Origin of the sequence: Syntrophotalea carbinolica DSM 2380, assembly GCF_000012885.1 — a bacterium.
Taxonomy (GTDB): domain Bacteria; phylum Desulfobacterota; class Desulfuromonadia; order Desulfuromonadales; family Syntrophotaleaceae; genus Syntrophotalea; species Syntrophotalea carbinolica.
This window is the reverse complement of the sequence record NC_007498.2, coordinates 2,713,184-2,731,249: the sequence shown is the minus strand read 5'-3', so window position 1 is coordinate 2,731,249 and position 18,066 is coordinate 2,713,184. Positions and strand designations below refer to the sequence as shown.

Sequence of the window (18,066 nt, the reverse complement as noted above, 5' to 3'; positions counted from 1 at the left end):
GTCAAGCGGGGTGTCGTACGATAAACCATAGCTTTATGGCACGTGCACCGGGTAAGTTAATAAATTGGCTTATAATCGAACTGGTGCTGGGCACGGATAAAGCGAACCGTACGACTTTTGGAACGCATGACGATGGAATGGGTTTCGGCGCCGCCGGACATGTATCTTACCCCGTGCAGCAATTCACCGTTGGTCACGCCGGTGGCGGCGAAAACGACATCGCCTTGTGCCATTTCTTCAGCGGTGTAGACCTTGTCGAAATCATCGATGCCCATGGTACGGGCACGGGCCTTTTCTTCCCGGTTCATGAAAACCAGGCGCCCCTGCATATCGCCACCCATACATTTCAAGGCTGCCGCCGCCAGCACGCCTTCCGGGGCACCGCCGATGCCCATCAACATGTCAACGCCACTGCCGAGCACGGTGGCGGCGATGGCCGGGGCGACATCGCCATCCGAGATGAGGTGAATGCGGGCACCGGCCTTGCGAACTTCATTGACGATTTTTTCATGTCGAGGGCGGTCGAGGATGACCACGGTCAGGTCTTCGACATAGCAGCTTTTGGCCTGGGCCACCCGCTTGAGGTTTTCCTCCGGGGAAGCGTTCAGGTCGATGCAACCGTGGGCTTCGGGGCCGACGGCAATTTTTTCCATGTACATATCGGGCGCGTGCAGAAACCCTCCCCTGGGAGCCAGGGCGATGGTGGTGATGGCACCGGTTTTGCCTTTGGCGCAGATATTGGTGCCTTCCAGCGGATCGACGGCAATGTCGACCTCCGGTGCACCAGCACAACCACTACCGACTTTTTCACCAATATAGAGCATGGGCGCTTCATCCATTTCGCCCTCGCCGATAACCACTGTGCCGCAGAATTCTATCGAATCCAGGGTGCGGCGCATAGCTTCGGTGGCCGCTTCGTCAGCGGCATCCTTATGTCCTTTGCCAACCCAGCGACCGCAGGCCAAAGCTGCAGCCTCGGTGACCCGAACCAGGTCCATGGCTAAATTTCGTTCCATATCAGAAAACCTCCTTGCGGTAAAGACTGCCGTTTGCAGCGGCGCCATCATGACAGAAAACGCCGGTAAAAACAAGTTTTAGCACGTAGGTCGCATGGTTCGCTCCTTTTCATGCCTTATGGAACTTGACCTGCTCCGGTGTCTGGGAGATGATTTCGTTTACATGATTTGGCGGATATTCCGCCGAGACTCATGCGGAGGCATTGTTCCGTCTATGAAAAAAATCGTTGTATGGGCTCACCGCGGTGCCTCAGGCAAGGCTCCGGAAAACACCCTGGCCGCCTTTCGGCTTGCGCAGCGGTTCGGGGCGGACGGTGTCGAACTCGATGTGCGGCTGACCGCCGACGGCGTACCGGTGGTCATGCACGATGATACTCTGGATCGGACCACTGACGTTAACGGGGAGTTACACACCTTTTCTCTGGCGGATTTGCAGTCCGTCGACGCCGGCAGTTGGTTTGCGCCCCGATATGCAGGGGAACCGATACCCACCCTCGATCAGGTTTTGCGTTGGGCCGGAAGCTATTTTCGGCTTAATCTTGAAATCAAGGAGTTTGCGGCAGGGATGGCCGTTGTGGGGTTGTTGGAGCGTTTTCCCGGTTGCCGTGCGCTCGTGTCGTCCTTTGATTATGCGTTACTCGAAGCTTTGCGCCGTAAGGCTACCTGGTTGCCTGTCGGATTTTTAAGTGCACAGCGACACTGGGTCGAAAGCATCGATGATGCCGTGGCGTGCGGCGCCGAAAGTTTTCATCCCCGCCAGGATCTAGTATTGCCGGAGCAGGTCAGGCTTTGCCATGCACGGGGGTTGAAGGTGTATCCCTGGGTTGTCGATGATCGCCAGCGTTTCAAGGCGTTGCTTGATATGGGCGTCGACGGTCTGTTTACCAATGATCCGGGTCAGGTATGTCGTTGGCGAGACCACTCCGCACCTGCAGGCTGATACCGTGATTTGCCATGACGGTTTGTTTTGCTAAGCTTAAACATCCCTTTTCAGGTTTGTAAGCAGGCTGGAGGAGGTTATGGTATCCGCATTCGGTAAAGATATCCGTTCCCTGGTCTTTGATCTGGACGGGACGCTGTATAACTGTCAGGAAATAGGTGAGCAAATCCAACAGGCGGCCGTCTCCCTGGTTGCCGAAAGCCACGGGCTGTCCTTGGCACAGGCGCGTCGCGTGTTGCAGGATGCGCGTCATATGTTGACCGAAACCCCTGGTGAATACCCTCCGTTGAGCCGTACCTGCCTGGAACTCGGAATCGATTTACGCGACTTTGTTCGGGTGCTGGAGGAATCGGTCCATCCCGAAAAATATCTGCAGCCCGATGACAATCTCGCGACACTGCTGCGTTTTTTGCAGGAACGCTACACCTTGTATGTTTACACCAACAACGGATTCTTTCTCGCCAGCAAAATTCTGGCTTTGCTCGGTATAGAGGAGTTCTTCCATCACATCTATTCGCTCGAATTCACCTGGCGTCCCAAGCCGGATGCCGAGGCCTTGCAACGGCTGTTAGGCGAGATAGGCGGGGTTCCGGAGAGTTTTTTGTTTGTCGGGGATCGTTATCATGTTGACCTGCGCGAACCGGTTAAACTCGGCATTGCGGTTTTTCCGGTAACAACATCCGCGGATCTCATGCGCCTTCCCTCATTGCTGGGGGTGACATCTTAATGCAAAACAATCCCTGTCGGATGTGGCAGGTGGCATGGTACAATGCAGCTACGACAGAACTCGACGACAAGGGGAGGTGCCAAATGAAAGAACAGGTTCTGGAAATTCTGGATAAGATTCGCCCGTCCCTGCAGGCGGATGGCGGCGATGTGGAATTGGTGGATATCAGCGAAGACGGGGTTGTGAAAGTTCGATTGAAGGGGGCCTGTGGTTCGTGTCCCATGTCGACCATGACCCTGAAGATGGGCATCGAGCGCACTCTCAAGGCGCAGGTGCCGGGTGTTAAGGAAGTTGTGCGCGCAGAGGACTGAAACTCTCGGTGCCGGAAGGACGCCTATCGGTTGTTCCGTTTATATCGATCGGATGACAACGGGGAGAACTTGAACATGACGACCCTTGAAGGACAAAAAGCTCCGGATTTCAAGCTGGAGGGGTCAGACGGGAACTGGCATGCCTTGGCCGATTATGCGGGAAGGACGGTAGTTATTTATTTTTATCCCAAGGATAATACTGCCGGATGTACCAAGGAGGCGTGCGCGTTTCGGGATTTGCATACCCGGTTTCAGCAACAGGAGGTCGTATTGCTGGGGATCAGCAAAGACAGCCTGGCTTCCCACGATCGTTTCATCGACAAGTTCGGCCTGCCTTTTGTTCTGCTGTCCGATCCTGAGACCCTGATGATGCAGGCGTATAACGCCTTCGGGGAAAAGACCATGTACGGCAAAAAAGTTATGGGGACCTTTCGTTCCACGGTGATCATCGGTCCTGACGGAACCATCGTGAAACACTGGCCGCGTGTTAAAAAGGCTGAAGCCCATCCTCTTGAAGTGCTGGAGTATTTAAACGCGCGGCAAGACTGATTGCCGCTGAAGTGGAACATACCTAAAAAGACCGGAATCGGCTGTCGTCGTTTCCGGTCTTTTTCATTCAGCGATGCGCGGGACCGCCGGCATCGGCGGCTATCGTAGATTCGGCCGATTGGCGGGTTTTCCCATAGCTGACAAGGAGGTCTGCGGGGGCATTCAGCTTCGGACGTTGCCGCCAGGCTCAGGCACGCGCCGTTTGGGGCGTAGAGTGGGTGAAGCTGCGCACGGCGCTGATGGCTTTACGGTGGAGGCCGACAAATTCCACGCCAAATCCGGATGGAAAAGTCAGTTTGCGAGGCAGGGACGGGTTGTTGATCCAGGCGACACGCCCCCCGGCTTCAATGATATTGCTTGGACTGTTGGGCAGGAAAAAGGACAGTCTGACCGGGGTGCCTACGGCAATAGTTTCATTGCTGGCAACGAATATGCCGCCGGTGCTGATATCTGTGCTGGTGCCGAATACCGACTGCCCTCTATTTTCAAAGACGACCGGCGTGCGGCATGGTACGCGTTCTATTTCACGTTTGACGACAGGGGCGTGGCGAACCATGCGCTCATAGTCGTCAGGATAGACTCTTTTGAAATATGCAAGGAAAGCCTGGACGATTCTCCCGTCAAAATGCGCCAGGGCTTCCTGTTTTAAAACCTTGTAGGCGATATGCAAAGGCATGGGGGCGCGGTAGTGGCGCTGCGCGGTAATCGCTTCAAAAAAGTCCGCCACGGCAATGATTTTGGCACCGATAGGGATTTCCGTACCGGTCAATCCTTTGGGGTAGCCACTGCCGTCGATTTTTTCATGATGTGCCCCCGCAACCAGCGGTACGCGTTTGTAGATTCCCTCAAAATTGATCTGTTTCAGGATACTCTGGGTGCGCTGCGCGTGGGTTTTTACCGTTTCATATTCTTCCACTGTCAGGCGTCCGCATTTTTTCAGAATGGCATCGGGAACGGCGATTTTGCCGTAATCGTGCAAAAGGGCGGCGACCCTGACCATTTCGCAGTAATCTTCAGAAAGGTTGAGCTCCCTGCATATGCCCAGAGAGTATTCGGTAACCTTTTCCGAGTGGCCTGCGGTAAGCGGGTCACGTGCATCGATGGTGGCCGCGAGAACCTGAAGGGTCGAGTCGAACTGGCGCTTGCGCGAAGCCAGCAGTTGAGCGTTGCGAATGCTGACGCCGATAACATTGGCCAGCCCGCTGAGCAGGTTGAGGTCGCTTTGAGTCAGCGGGCGGTGCGATTGGGTATGATCCGCTACCAGGACTCCCAGGGCTTTGCCATCGCACAGGATCGGGCAACATACGGCCGCCTGACATCCGGTTTTACGTAAAAAATTGAGACTGTAATCCGGAAATTGGCCCTGCGGGTCGTTGATGTCGTTGATGAGAAAAGATTTTTGTTTTTGAAAAGCAATGGAGAAGATATCGCCGTTGGGATGTGCACAGAGGGGAAATACGGTGTTTTTTAAAAGGCTCTTTATCCTTTCCGGCAGTCCGAATCCGGCCCGGAAATGGAGCCGGGTTCTGTCCGTATCTGCCAGCAGTATCAGCCCCCGGTCGAAATCAAGACGTTTTTCAAAGGCCTGGGAGACGCTGCGAAGAATGCCCTCGATGGTTGTCTTGCTGCTGATAGCCCGCGATATTTCGTTGGTGAGCAGGGCGTTGTTGTAGTTTCGGCTGATTTGATCCACCATGTCTTCGGAGGAATTGCGCAGGTGGAAGATACTTTTGGACAGGTGGGATTTTTGAAGGTTGTCAGCAATAAACGAAAGGCCGAAAAATCCAGTTATTGAAACAGGCAGAACCACCTGCAGGGCCCATTGCGGGTTGAAAAACCATGCGGCCGTCGGCGCGGCCAAAGCTGCGAAGGCCGAAAAATTACGGATTTTTTGCAGTGTCTGGCAGGCAGATGCCTTCCAACTGATAAGGTAACGGCAACAATCCCCCCCTGAACCAAGGCACTCCGAGTGGTCGATGCGAGGCATTTCCAGGTTGAAAATGGTGACTATGGCTTCGAACATGCCCTGGCGGAAATGACATTGACCGGCGTTTTCTCTGGTGCCGGGAACCTTGTGAACCGTGATTTCCACCTGGGTGGAACTGAGTTGCCTGCATTCGAAAGTACAGGAATGGGTAAGATGCGCCATGGTTCGTCTGAGATTCTTGAAGGCGCTGGCAGGGGATGCAAAGCCCAGAATGTTCTGGCGGATAAATCCGGAAGATTCCGGAGCTGCGGCAAAGCGACCGGCTTCGCGAGCTATCTGCATGTCACCGGTTTCCCGGATCAGGGTGTCGTAAAAACGATCCAGCTGCTGCTGGGTGAACCAGTGATTGCAGTCTGCAACTTCGTAGGGCTCGATGTTTGCTTTTTCTAATAATATATTCGGTTTTATGTGGTCAAATTTGTGGCGAACAAGTTTGAGGTAGATATTGAAAATTCTGCTGTTATATAGGGGTGCCTCACTCATATAGTCTTGTGTTCTCAGGGTTAGTTAAGACTTGGTGAAGTGCTTGGTGAGATTTTTATCATTTAGTGGTGCAAATAGATGCTTCGAGTGCTAATTGTGACGGCCCAATAAAACAAATTCCAAATGTATGTTTAGCATACAATTAATATGTATTTTTGCAATTTATTCATTTGGGGTCAAGCGTAATATCCGGTCGGAAAAAGAATGGAATTGTGGTTATTTCGGGAGGGATGCTTTCTGCTGGGATGCGAATCCGACCAGTGCAGATTTAGCGTTCTGATGGAGGTTGCGGCGCCTGAAGCGACAGGGGGGCGGATACGGCATGGCCTTTATGCTTACATGAAGGGCGGCCACCGCTGAATCAGTCGGGTTTGCGTTGCTTGCAGAATTCCTGCATGCGCCTTTCATAGCCTCTTTCGGAAGATTCGTAGAAGCGTTTTCCGCGCAGGTCTTCCGGGAGGTACTCCTGGGCGACCCAGGCGCCGGGATAGTCGTGGGGGTAACGGTAGCCGTCGCCGTAACCCATGTCTTTCATGAGGCGCGTCGGTGCATTGCAAAGATGCGCCGGAACCGGCAGACTGCCGCTTTTGCGCACGGTGTCCAAGGCGCGGTCGATACCGAGGTAGGATGCATTGCTCTTGGGCGCACAGGCCAGATAGGTTGCGGCTTGGGCCAGCGGGATACGTCCCTCCGGCATGCCGATGAAATGGACGGCCTGTTGGCTGGCAACGGCCAGTTGCAGGCCGCGCGGGTCGGCGTTGCCGACATCTTCGGCTGCGAAAATAACCATGCGCCGGGCAATGAAAAGGGGGTCTTCTCCCGCTTCGATCATACGTGCCAGCCAATAGAGAGCTGCATCGGGATCCGAGCCGCGCAGGCTTTTGATGAAAGCGGAGATGACGTTATAGTGTTCTTCAGCGCCCTTGTCGTAGCGGATGCCTCGCTGCTGCAGGGCATCTTTGACCGCCTGTAAGGTAATCGCCCGCTGTTCTTTGCTCAGGTCTGCGGCCACTTCCAGGGCGTTGAGTGCCACCCGGGCATCGCCCTGCGCCTGACCGGCAAGAAAAGCCAGCGTTTCGCTATCGGTTTCGGGGAATTTGTTGTCGAGACCCCGCGAATCGGTCAGGGCGCGTTGGAGAAGCTGTGCGATGTCGGCTGCGTCCAATGGTTGAAGAACAAATACCCGCGACCGTGACAGGAGGGCCGAGTTGATCTCGAAGGAGGGGTTTTCGGTAGTCGCTCCGATCAGCGTGATATCGCCTTTTTCCACGTAGGGGAGAAAGGCATCCTGCTGGGCTTTGTTGAAGCGGTGTATCTCATCGACGAAAAGCAGGGTCTTGCGGTTATGGTAGGCGCGTTCCTCTCTGGCTTTCTTGACGATTTCGCGGACCTCTTTGATGCCTTGCAGAACAGCGGAGAAAAAGACAAAGCGGCTGCGGGTCGAGCCGGCAATCACTTGCGCCATGGTGGTCTTGCCGGTCCCCGGGGGGCCCCAGAAAATGACAGAGGAAAGTCTGTCCGATTCGATAAGGCGCCGCAGGACTTTGTCGGTGCCGATCAGGTGTTGTTGGCCGACCATTTCCTCAAGCGTGCGCGGACGCATGCGCTCGGCCATGGGGGCTTGGGCGTTTGTGTGAATATCGCTTTCGAACAGATCCACTGCATTGATCCTTGTCGGGAGAAGTAGGGTCGCCGTGTCGATCAGACAAGCATGGGCGCGCCATGGTGTTCCGTTGTCTGTTGACCTGGATCTGAATGTAGCATGAATTTACCTCCTGCCACAACCGCTTCAACGGGGCTAAGTTCTTGAAAGTGATGGACTTTGCGTGGATGGATATGTTAGTTTCGCGTCTGATCTTTGCGGGCGGAGAGTGTATTCCTATGAAAAGAATCGGTATTTACGCAAAATGCAATCATCCTGATGCCGTCATGGTGGCTCGCGATGTTGTCGGCTGGCTGCGTGGTCGGGGGCTGGAAGTTTTTCTGGAAAAGAAACTGGCGCAGGATGTCGGCGACGCTGAGCAATCTCATGATCGCGGGTCCATTCCCGGTATGGTCGACCTGATCATCGTTCTGGGCGGCGACGGCACCCTCATTTCGGTGGCGCGGCAGGTTTGCGGACGTGATGTGCCGATTCTGGGGGTCAATCTCGGCAGCCTCGGTTTTTTGACCGAGATTACGCGCGGAGAGTTGTATCTCTCTTTGGAGAAAGTGCTCAAGGGGGAATTCTCCCTTTCGGACCGTATGATGCTCGAGGCGGTGGTATGGCGTCACGGGCTTGAGGCCGGGCGCTTCAGCGTCCTCAACGATGTCGTTATCAATAAAGGGGCCATCGCAAGGATTATCGATATGGAGGTGTCGGTTGATACCGCCTATTTAACAACCTTTAAATCCGACGGCTTGATTATTGCAACTCCAACCGGGTCGACGGCTTATAATCTGTCCGCCGGCGGACCGATTATTTCGCCGGGTTTGCACTGCCTGGTTGTGACACCCATCTGTCCGCACATGCTGGCCAACAGGCCGCTTATTGTTTCCGATACCGCTTGTATCCGCATCGAGATGAAGCTTCGGGACCAGGATGTGGTTTTGACGGCGGACGGACAGGTCGGCATGGCGCTTGAGGCCGGGGATGTCGTTGAGATTCGCAAGGCCGACCGGTGCACCCGATTGATCAAAAGTCCGTCGAAAGAGTATTTTGAAGTGCTGCGTACCAAGTTGGGATGGGGGGAACGCTGACCCCGGTACCTCGGTGCGTGTGCAGGGTTGCTCAATCAAGGGGGAACAATGCTGACGGATCTCCATATCAGGCATTTCGCGATTATTGACCGACTGCATGTGTCATTCTGTGACGGATTCAGTGTGCTCACGGGTGAAACCGGTGCCGGCAAATCGATCATTATCGATGCGGTGGCCCTTATCCTGGGCGGGCGGGCCAAACCGGAGCTGGTACGTACGGGTGAGAACGAGGCTGTGGTGGAGGCGGTTTTCGACCTTTCCGGTACGCCCCTGTTGCGGCGCGAACTGGCTGAGGCCGGGTTCGGGGACGAGGACGAACTGTTGGTAAAGCGGGTTGTCAATCCGACAGGGCGCAATAAAATTTTCATCAACGGTTCGCTGGCCAAGCTGTCCCAATTGCAACCGATAACCACCCGCCTGATGAATATCTATGGACAACACGAACATCAGAGCCTGCAACGCGTCGAGCACCATCTGTCCCTGTTGGACCGTTTTGCCGGTTTGACTGAAGAAGTCCAGGCGTACGGCGAAGAGTTCGTACAGGTTCGTGAACAGACCCTGCATCTGCAGTCCCTTGAAGAAGCCGAACACCAGCGGCGCGAGCGCCTTGAACAGCTGGAGTTTCAGCGGCGCGAACTGGCGGCGGCCGCCCTCCGGAAGGGGGAAGAGGAGGAGCTGCTTGTCGAGCGACGTCTGATGCAGAATTCCGAGCGTCTGGTGCGGGTTGCCGAGCGCGGCTACGAAGCCTTTTACGCTGCCGAGGGGGCGATCAGCGAGCAACTCGATGCCGTTGCAGGCGACTTGGAGAAGCTTTGTGATGTCGATGCGTTCTTAAGTAAGCCGGCGGAAGAGATCCGTAGCGCTTTGTATGTGATCGAAGATGTCGCCTTCAAGTTGCGCGAGTATGCCGGACGGGTGGCGTTTGATCCGAACCGGCAGGCCGAAGTCGAAAAGCGTCTGGATATAATCGCCGGTCTTAAACGCAAATATGGTATGGAGGCCGATGGTCTTGTTGCCCATGCGCAAACGATCGATGACCAGATCGAGGATCTGCTTCATGCCGACGCCAGGCGCGAAGCCCTGCAGCAGGCTTTGTCCGAAAGTGAACAGGCTCTCCGCGGGAAGGCGGAGGCTATTTCAGTTCGACGTCAAGAGGCCGCCGAACAATTGGCCCGTGCGGTGGAAGAACAGTTGGCAGATCTTGCCATGCAGCGGGCCACTTTCGAAATGCGGCTTTTTGCCCTTGACGAGCCCGGTCCCCAGGGGCTGGAGCGGGGCGAATTCTATCTTGCACCGAATGCTGGCGAAGCGCCCAAACCTCTGGCCTGGATCGCCTCGGGGGGGGAGTTGTCCCGAATAATGCTGGCCCTGAGACGGGCGGCCCCCGGCGGAGATGAGATCTCTACGCTTATCTTCGACGAAGTCGATGCCGGCGTCGGAGGGGTCGCTGCAAGCGCTATCGGTGCGAAGCTTCGCGATATCGCAAGCCAGGCGCAGGTTCTTTGTGTAACCCATCTACCCCAGGTGGCTTCCTTTGCCGATCATCACTACAGGGTGCAAAAGCAGGAAAAGGACGGACGTACCTATACGGAACTGATATCGTTGGTCGGAGAGCAGCGGGTCGAGGAAATGGCGCGCATGCTGGGCGGAGCCCAGGTCACGGAGCGGACCCTGGAGCACGCTCGCGAAATCATCGATCAGTCCATGACGCAGCAACAAACAGAGGGGTGAATTCATGATCCGTAAAGCACGTATTCCTGACGTCAAGGTCATTCATAAGTTGTTGCTCAGCTATGCCCAGAAAGGGCTTATGCTGTCTCGCTCTCTGGTCGATATGTACGAATGCCTGCGTGATTTTTACATTCAGGAGCAGGATGGCGAGGTGGTTGGTGCCGTGGCTTTGCATATCTGCTGGGAAGACCTGGCGGAGATCCGCTCGCTGGCCGTTTCGCAGGCTCATGAACGCCGAGGCGTGGGGCGCCAGCTGGTTCAGGCCTGTCTGGAGGAGGCGCGGGCCTTGGGTATAAAGCAGGTCTTCGCCCTGACCTACCAACCGGGTTTTTTCGAAAAAATGGGTTTCGACTATATCGAGAAGTCGGAGCTCCCGCAAAAGATCTGGAGCGATTGTCTCAAGTGCCCCAAGTTTCCCGATTGCGATGAAATTGCCATGAGCCTTCGGCTCTGATGGCCCGTCCGGTTTGACCTGTTATTTTCGGCGCGGTTTGTCTGGCGCTCTCTTGCGGGACGGTACCGGTGCGCAAAGAGCCGGCTTTAATTCTTGACAGATGCGCCACTTTGCTTTATTTACCAAGGATTGTATTTTATTTACTGTTGTTTCTGGAGGTTTTCTTGCCCGCCGAGAAGTATTCCATCATCATCATTCCCGAAGGCCATCGCCGTACCCGCCGCTTCCAGGTAAAGCGCAACTGGGCACAATTGCTGGTGGCCGGTATGGTTGTGGCGATACTTGCAGTTGCCGGTTTGGCCTATTATGCCTGTCAGATCCATTTCGATCGTGCCGAGTTGCAGCGTCTGCGTACCGAAAGACGCGATTACCAGCAAAATTTGCGGCGGATGGCCGGTCAACTGCAGATCCTGCAAAAAGAAATGGTGGTGCTGGCCAACAACGATACCAAGGTCCGGTTGATGACCAAGTTGGCCAAGCCGGTCGACAATGTGCCCGTTGGGGTCGGGGGCCCCATCGAAACCGATCCCGCCATAGAGCTTTCCGGGGTGCAACGTCAGATCGACGAAATCCGGCAGTCCATCGATCTGCGCAGGGAAAGTCTCGAAGAGTTGCAGGGAGCGCTTAATGATCAGCGTTCGCTGTTTGCGGCCCGGCCCAGTATCAAGCCTGCCAAGGGGTGGATCACCTCCGGCTTCGGGTTGCGAAAGTCGCCCTTTGGCAATGGCAGCAAGATGCACCACGGACTGGATATCGCGGCCCGTACCGGCACCCCGGTGTTGGCGCCGGCCGACGGAGTCGTCAAACGCGTGCGCACCGCGTCGGATTACGGCAAGATGGTCGTTGTCGATCACGGTTACGGCTATCAGACGCTTTACGGACACAACTCGAAAGTGCTGGTCAAGGTCGGCCAGCGTGTGCGGCGGGGTGATGTCATTGCCCACATCGGCAACACCGGACGTTCCACCGGACCTCACTTGCATTATGAGGTGCGTTTGAACGGCGTCCCCGTTAATCCCCGAAAATTTTTCTGATCATCCTATCGTTCTCCGGCCTCGGCAACCCCGGGGCTTTTTTGCGAACAACCCTATTCAGATACCGCCCATTCCCGTTGAGAGAATCGCTGTCTTTATGGTACACTTCGCCCCGTCCGGGTGACACGTAATGGCAGCCCGTCTCCCCTCATCCTCCCCGGCCACCTGATGGCCGTAAAAACGGAGTCTTCTTTATGTTTGAAAACATACTGACAAAAATATTCGGCAGTAAAAACGAGCGTGATTTGAAACGCCTTCAGCCTTTGGTAGCGCATATCGGGAGCTTGGAATCGGAGTTGGAAACGCTTTCCGAAGAGCAACTGGCCGGAAAGACCGTGGAGTTTCGTCAACGCCTTGCTGAGGGAGCCTCTCTGGATTCCCTGCTGCCCGAAGCTTTCGCCGTGGTGCGCGAAGCGGGCAAGCGGGTATTGGGCATGCGTCATTTCGACGTGCAGTTGATCGGCGGCATGGTCTTGCATAAGGGCAAAATTGCCGAAATGAAAACCGGCGAGGGTAAGACCCTGGTCGCCACATTGGCTGCTTATCTCAATGCTTTGCCGGCCAAAGGCGTGCATGTCATTACCGTCAACGATTATCTGGCCAGTCGTGATGCCGAGTGGATGGGACGGATTCATCGCTACCTTGGCTTGACTGTCGGTTGCATCGTTCACGGCCTGGATGACCGTCAGCGCAAAGAAGCCTATGCCTGCGATATTACCTACGGCACCAACAATGAATTTGGCTTCGATTATCTTCGCGACAATATGAAATTTTCTTTGGACGACTACGTCCAGAGGCCTCTGAGTTACGCGATTGTCGATGAGGTCGATTCTATTCTTATCGATGAAGCGCGGACTCCGTTGATTATTTCGGGCCCCAGCGAGTCCTCCAGCGAATTGTATTATTCGGTAAATCGGATCATCCCCATGCTTGAGAAGGGGGAGACCATCGAAAGCCGGGACGGCCGGGTGGGCCAGACCGTGCGTGAGTATACCGGCGATTTTACCATCGACGAAAAAGCCAAAACCGCGTCTTTGACCGAAGACGGTGTGGCCAAGGTGGAGCGATTGCTGGGGGTGGAAAACCTTTATGATCCTGGAAATATAGAGTTGCTGCATCATGTCAACCAGGCGCTCAAGGCTCACGCGTTGTTCAAGCGGGATGTCGATTACGTTGTCAAAGACGGCGAGGTGATGATAGTCGATGAATTCACCGGCCGCCTTATGCCCGGGCGTCGTTGGAGCGACGGATTGCACCAGGCGGTGGAAGCCAAGGAAGGCGTCAAGATCGAAAGCGAAAACCAGACTCTGGCGACCATCACCTTTCAGAATTACTTCCGCATGTACGACAAACTCGCGGGGATGACCGGTACCGCGGATACCGAGGCGACGGAATTCAACCAGATTTACAGTCTGGATGTGATGGTGATTCCTACCAACCGGCCATTGGCTCGGAAGGATGAGGGCGATGTCATCTACAAAACCAATCGAGAGAAGTTTCTTGCGGTGGTCGAGGATATTATTGAGAGACACGCCGGGGGGCAGCCGATCCTGGTCGGGACGATCTCTATTGAAAACTCCGAAGTTCTGTCGTCCATGCTGCGCAAGCGTGGTGTTCCGCATAATGTGCTTAACGCCAAGCATCATGAGAGAGAAGCGGAAATTGTCGCGCAGGCAGGACGCAAAGGCGCTGTGACGATCGCCACCAATATGGCCGGCCGCGGTACGGACATTATTTTGGGCGGTAATCCCGATCTGCTGGCCCAGCGTGAAAGTGCCGGTGCCGAAAATCCCGAGGCGGCCCTTGCCCAGGCTCTGGTCAAGTATCAGGAAGTGTGTGCGCAGGAAAAACAGGACGTTCTTGCCGCGGGCGGTCTTTATATCCTCGGTACGGAACGCCATGAGAGTCGTCGCATCGATAATCAGCTGCGCGGGCGTGCCGGACGTCAGGGCGATCCCGGTGCCAGCCGTTTCTATCTCAGCCTCGAAGACGATCTGCTGCGTATCTTCGGTTCTCACCGGGTTGCCTATATCATGGACCGCCTGAAGATTCCTGAAGGTGAGCCCATCGAGCATCGTTTTATTTCTAAGGCCATTGCAAATGCGCAAAAGAAAGTAGAGGCCCACAACTTCGATATTCGTAAGCACCTTATCGAGTACGACGATGTTATGAACACCCAGCGTAACGTGATATATGCGCAACGCCGGGAAGTGCTGGGGGGCGAGCAACTGCCGGAGACGTTCGCCGCTATTATTGATGAGATGGTTGAGGATATCGTTGCCACCTTCTGTCCGGAGAAAAGTGCTCCGGAAGATTGGGGCTGGGCCAGCCTCAACGAAGACTTTTTCAGCCAGTTCAACATGCCGCCGGCGCCTCTGGAGGTACCGGCCAGCGACCTTACGCCGACCGTTATGCTGGAACATCTCAAACAGCAGGTCGATGCGCGACTGCAGGAGCGGGAAGCAGAGTTCACGCCGCCGGTTATGCTTCATCTGATGAAAGTACTTTTGCTGCAGACGATCGATGCCCAGTGGAAAGACCATCTGCTCTCCATCGATCATCTCAAGGAAGGGATCGGCCTGCGGGGTTATGCCCAGCGCAATCCCAAGGAAGAGTACAAGCGGGAGGCTTATGAACTGTTTCTGCAGATGATGGGTCGCATCCGCCAGGAAGTGGTGCAAAAGCTGTTTCGCATTCAGTTGGCCAAGGAACAGGATGTCGAGCGTATGGAGCAGCGTCAACGCCGGCACCGGATTTCCCTTAATCGCGCCGGGGGCGAGGCCGAGGCTGCCAAACCGGTTGTGCGGGATGAGAAAAAAGTGGGGCGCAATGATCCTTGCCCCTGCGGCAGTGGTTTGAAATATAAAAAATGTTGCGGCCAGTAACGGACGCTGATCCAATCGTTCGGTTTCTCTGAGACGACGACGGAGTGCATGATGGTAAAAGTCAATGGGTTTTCTTTTGTGGCCCGGTCAGCCGGAATTCGTAAATCCGGGAAGCCTGATCTCGGTCTGATCTTTTCCACGGTGCCGGCACGCTGTGCCGGAGTGTTCACCACCAACAAGGTGCAGGCTGCGCCGGTCCTGGTGACGGCGCCGCGTATTGCTGCGGGGGAATGCCAGGCGGTACTGGTCAATAGCGGTAACGCCAACGCCTGCACCGGCGAGGTCGGTATGCAGGATGCTCTGCGCTGTGGGCAACTTGCCGCCAAAAGCCTGGGCATCGATGAGCAATTGGTGGCGGTTTCGTCTACCGGCGTTATTGGGCACCCTCTGCCCATGCCGTTGCTTGAAAAAACTATCCCCGGCATGTCCGAGGGGTTGTCGGAAACCGCCGTGGACGACGTCGCCAACGCGATGATGACCACCGATTCCTTTGCCAAGGTTGCCAGCCGACAGGCTGGCGACAGCGCTCCCTATACGATCCTGGGGGTCGCCAAAGGCGCCGGAATGATTCATCCCAACATGGCCACCATGCTGTCTTTCGTTATGACCGACGCCTGCGTTGATCAGCATTTTCTTCAGCAGGCGCTGCGCCAGGCGGTGGAGGGCTCTTTCAATATCATTACGGTGGATCGCGATACCTCGACCAACGACATGGTGCTGGTTCTGGCCAATGGTGAATCCAAAACCCCTGAGATCGTTGCCGACTCCGCTGAGGGACAGGAATTTGCGGAGTTGTTGCGGGGGGTCTTGCTCGACCTGGCCAAAATGATTGTTCGCGATGGCGAGGGGGCCACCAAGTTGGTGCACGTGTGCGTCAACGGAGCTGCCGATGACGGCGATGCCCGTAAGGTGGCCTACAACGTTGCAACCTCCAATCTGGTGAAAACAGCATTTTTTGGCGAAGATGCCAACTGGGGTCGGATTATCGCCGCGGTCGGGTATTCGGAAGCGCAGGTGGATCCCAGTCGCATCGCCATCTTTTTCGATGGAGTTCCGGTGGTTCAAAAGGGACTCGGCACGGGACCCGAGCTTGAGGCGCAGGCGACGGACGTACTTAAACAGGCCGAATTTTCCGTCACCATTGATCTCGGTCTTGGCGATGGGCGAGGCGAATACTATACCTCTGATCTTACTTATGAATATGTCAAGATAAACGCCGATTATCGCACCTGAGATCGGATGGTTTTATGCTGTGATTGATTGACTGGGCCACCTCGGGCGCTTCTATTCACTCCGGGGTGGTTCTGCTTTTATGCTGGGAATTTGTACGACTGGATCACCCACCTTCAGGCGAAAGGTTTCGTTGTGAAATCTCCTGCCCCATATATCGATCATACTCTGTTGAAAGCCGATGCGACTTCCGCGCAGATCAGGCAATTGTGTCTCGAGGCGGCTCACTGGCAGTTCGCTTCGGTCTGTATTCCGCCACGCTTTGTGTCCGAGGCGGTAGCATGTCTGGCCGATAGTCAGGTCGCCGTTGGAACCGTTGTCGGTTTTCCTTTGGGATACGACACCGCTGCAGTCAAACGTGCCGCCACCGCACAGGCGGTTGCCGAAGGGGTTGACGAGATCGACATGGTCATCCCCTTGGGAGCGGCGCTCGAGGGCCGTCTGGATATGGTTCGGGAGGATGTGATTGGTGTGTTGGATGCCGCTGCCGGTCGCCTTGTAAAGGTTATTATCGAATGCTGTTACCTCGAGAACGCAAGGAAGGTCGAACTGGTGGAGTTGCTGGCTGAAGCGGGAGCAGACTATGTGAAAACCTCCACGGGATTTGCCGTGTCGGGTGCTGCCGAGGCCGATATCCGGCTTCTGCACCAGGCGGCCGGGGGGCGCATAAAAGTCAAGGCTGCCGGCGGGGTCAGGGATTGGGAGACCTGTCGGATAATGCTCAAGGCAGGTGCGCATCGCGTCGGAACCAGTAATGGCGTGCAGATTATACAGCAATGGCAGGAGGCGCCGGAATTATGACCTTACGAAAATGGCAGCGCGTTGTTCTGATCGTCCTGGATGGTGTCGGCGTCGGCGGCCAGCCGGATGCCTCTGCATATGGAGACCAGGGGGCCAGTACCTTGCCTCACGTGGCCGAACGTTGCGGAGGCTTGAAACTACCGACCCTGGAGAAACTCGGTCTGGGCAGGATTGTGCCCATTGCCGGTGTTGACGCCGTGGCGGAGCCCAGCGCTCTGTATGGACGCATGCTGGAGCGATCCAAGGGGAAAGACACGACTACGGGGCACTGGGAGTTGGCCGGATTGGTTCAAGGTGAACCTTTTGCATCTTACCCCAAAGGGTTTCCCGATGAGATTATCGACGCCTTTGCCGGGCTGGCCGGTGTGCGTCCCCTGGGTAATATCGCAGCCAGCGGCACCGAGATTCTCAAACAACTCGGCATGGAACATTTGCAGACCGGGCGACCTATCGTCTATACCAGTGTTGATTCGGTTTTTCAAATTGCCGCACATGAGGAGGTTATGTCGTGTGAAGCTCTCTATGCTTTATGCGAAGGCATGCGGAAAGTGCTTGATCGCTATCGTGTGGGGAGGGTCATTGCTCGACCTTTTGTCGGAACCAGCGCCGAGAATTTTGAGAGAACCTCGGGGCGCCGGGATTTCGCCATGCCGCCTCAGGGCGATACCTTGCTGAACGATATGCAAAACGCCGGCATGACGGTTTTGGGCGTGGGGAAAATCAGTGATATCTTTGCCGGCCAAGGGATCAGCCGTGCGTTGAAAAGTACCGATAACGCCGATGGCATGCGCAAGACCCGTGAAGCCCTGGCACAAATCGAGCGAGGGCTGGTGTTCACCAATCTTGTGGATTTCGATATGCTCTACGGTCATCGTCTCGATGCGCTTGGATTCGGCCGGGCCTTGGAGGAGTTTGACGCCTGGTTGGGAGGTTTTTTGGCGGATTTTCGTGATAGCGACCTGTTGATTATCACTGCAGATCATGGCTGCGATCCGACCACGCCAGGGACGGATCATACCAGGGAGAGTGTGCCGCTTCTGGTCTGGAGTCCGGCGCTTGTTTGCGGGCAGGATCTTGGAGTCCGTGAAAGTTTTTCCGATGCGGCGGCGACTATCGCCGACCTGTTTGACCTTGAAATCCGTACGGGCCAAAGTTTTATGGATCGGTTACTCTGAGGAT

15 protein-coding genes are annotated in these 18,066 nt (G+C 55.5%); 12 read left to right on the top strand and 3 right to left on the bottom strand.

Annotated features, from left to right (window positions below):
* Positions 1 to 56: 56 nt before the first annotated feature.
* The gene (glpX, locus tag PCAR_RS12735) at positions 57 to 1,016 is read right to left on the bottom strand and encodes a class II fructose-bisphosphatase (protein ID WP_011342095.1); all 960 of its coding nucleotides are present in this window, start codon (positions 1,014 to 1,016) and stop codon (positions 57 to 59) included.
* 214 nt (positions 1,017 to 1,230) lie between these two features.
* On the opposite strand from glpX, the gene PCAR_RS12730 reads away from it, so the two are divergent.
* From PCAR_RS12730 to PCAR_RS12715, 4 genes are all read left to right on the top strand, one after another.
* Complete coding sequence (locus PCAR_RS12730; protein WP_011342094.1) at positions 1,231 to 1,956, top strand: glycerophosphodiester phosphodiesterase; 726 nt, start codon at positions 1,231 to 1,233, stop codon at positions 1,954 to 1,956.
* Between the two features lie 79 nt (positions 1,957 to 2,035).
* Entirely contained in the window at positions 2,036 to 2,683 is a 648-nt protein-coding gene (locus tag PCAR_RS12725; RefSeq protein WP_011342093.1) for an HAD family hydrolase, read from the top strand.
* 83 nt (positions 2,684 to 2,766) lie between these two features.
* Positions 2,767 to 2,994, top strand: coding sequence for a NifU family protein (locus tag PCAR_RS12720; RefSeq protein ID WP_011342092.1), 228 nt, complete (start codon positions 2,767 to 2,769; stop codon positions 2,992 to 2,994).
* A gap of 75 nt (positions 2,995 to 3,069) precedes the next feature.
* The gene (locus PCAR_RS12715) at positions 3,070 to 3,543 is read left to right on the top strand and encodes a peroxiredoxin (RefSeq protein WP_011342091.1); all 474 of its coding nucleotides are present in this window, start codon (positions 3,070 to 3,072) and stop codon (positions 3,541 to 3,543) included.
* Between the two features lie 187 nt (positions 3,544 to 3,730).
* Here PCAR_RS12715 and PCAR_RS12710 read toward each other — a convergent pair whose 3' ends face one another.
* Together PCAR_RS12710 and PCAR_RS12705 are read right to left on the bottom strand one after the other, a co-directional pair.
* A complete protein-coding gene (locus PCAR_RS12710; RefSeq protein ID WP_011342090.1) occupies positions 3,731 to 6,013 on the bottom strand; it encodes an HD domain-containing phosphohydrolase in 2,283 nt (760 codons plus the stop codon).
* Positions 6,014 to 6,374: 361 nt separating this feature from the next.
* Positions 6,375 to 7,673, bottom strand: coding sequence for a replication-associated recombination protein A (locus PCAR_RS12705; protein ID WP_011342089.1), 1,299 nt, complete (start codon positions 7,671 to 7,673; stop codon positions 6,375 to 6,377).
* Between the two features lie 221 nt (positions 7,674 to 7,894).
* On the opposite strand from PCAR_RS12705, the gene PCAR_RS12700 reads away from it, so the two are divergent.
* The 8 genes from PCAR_RS12700 (at position 7,895) to PCAR_RS12665 (ending at position 18,062) form a co-directional block, all read left to right on the top strand.
* Entirely contained in the window at positions 7,895 to 8,752 is an 858-nt protein-coding gene (locus PCAR_RS12700) for an NAD(+)/NADH kinase (RefSeq protein WP_011342088.1), read from the top strand.
* A 48-nt stretch (positions 8,753 to 8,800) separates the two neighbouring features.
* Entirely contained in the window at positions 8,801 to 10,483 is a 1,683-nt protein-coding gene (gene recN, locus PCAR_RS12695; RefSeq protein ID WP_011342087.1) for a DNA repair protein RecN, read from the top strand.
* A gap of 4 nt (positions 10,484 to 10,487) precedes the next feature.
* Positions 10,488 to 10,937, top strand: a complete 450-nt coding sequence (locus PCAR_RS12690; protein WP_011342086.1) for an N-acetyltransferase — start codon at positions 10,488 to 10,490, stop codon at positions 10,935 to 10,937.
* Between the two features lie 164 nt (positions 10,938 to 11,101).
* Complete coding sequence (locus PCAR_RS12685; protein ID WP_011342085.1) at positions 11,102 to 11,971, top strand: M23 family metallopeptidase; 870 nt, start codon at positions 11,102 to 11,104, stop codon at positions 11,969 to 11,971.
* A 194-nt stretch (positions 11,972 to 12,165) separates the two neighbouring features.
* Complete coding sequence (gene secA / locus PCAR_RS12680) at positions 12,166 to 14,856, top strand: preprotein translocase subunit SecA (RefSeq protein ID WP_011342084.1); 2,691 nt, start codon at positions 12,166 to 12,168, stop codon at positions 14,854 to 14,856.
* A gap of 51 nt (positions 14,857 to 14,907) precedes the next feature.
* Positions 14,908 to 16,089 carry a bifunctional glutamate N-acetyltransferase/amino-acid acetyltransferase ArgJ gene (gene argJ / locus PCAR_RS12675; RefSeq protein WP_011342083.1) on the top strand — a complete coding sequence of 394 codons (1,182 nt, stop codon included), beginning with the start codon at positions 14,908 to 14,910 and terminating at the stop codon, positions 16,087 to 16,089.
* A 132-nt stretch (positions 16,090 to 16,221) separates the two neighbouring features.
* Positions 16,222 to 16,887: a deoxyribose-phosphate aldolase gene (deoC, locus tag PCAR_RS12670; RefSeq protein ID WP_011342082.1), complete on the top strand. Its 666-nt coding sequence runs from the start codon at positions 16,222 to 16,224 to the stop codon at positions 16,885 to 16,887.
* Positions 16,884 to 18,062, top strand: coding sequence for a phosphopentomutase (locus PCAR_RS12665; protein ID WP_011342081.1), 1,179 nt, complete (start codon positions 16,884 to 16,886; stop codon positions 18,060 to 18,062). Before deoC ends, PCAR_RS12665 begins: the two co-directional genes overlap by 4 nt.
* Positions 18,063 to 18,066 lie beyond the last annotated feature (4 nt).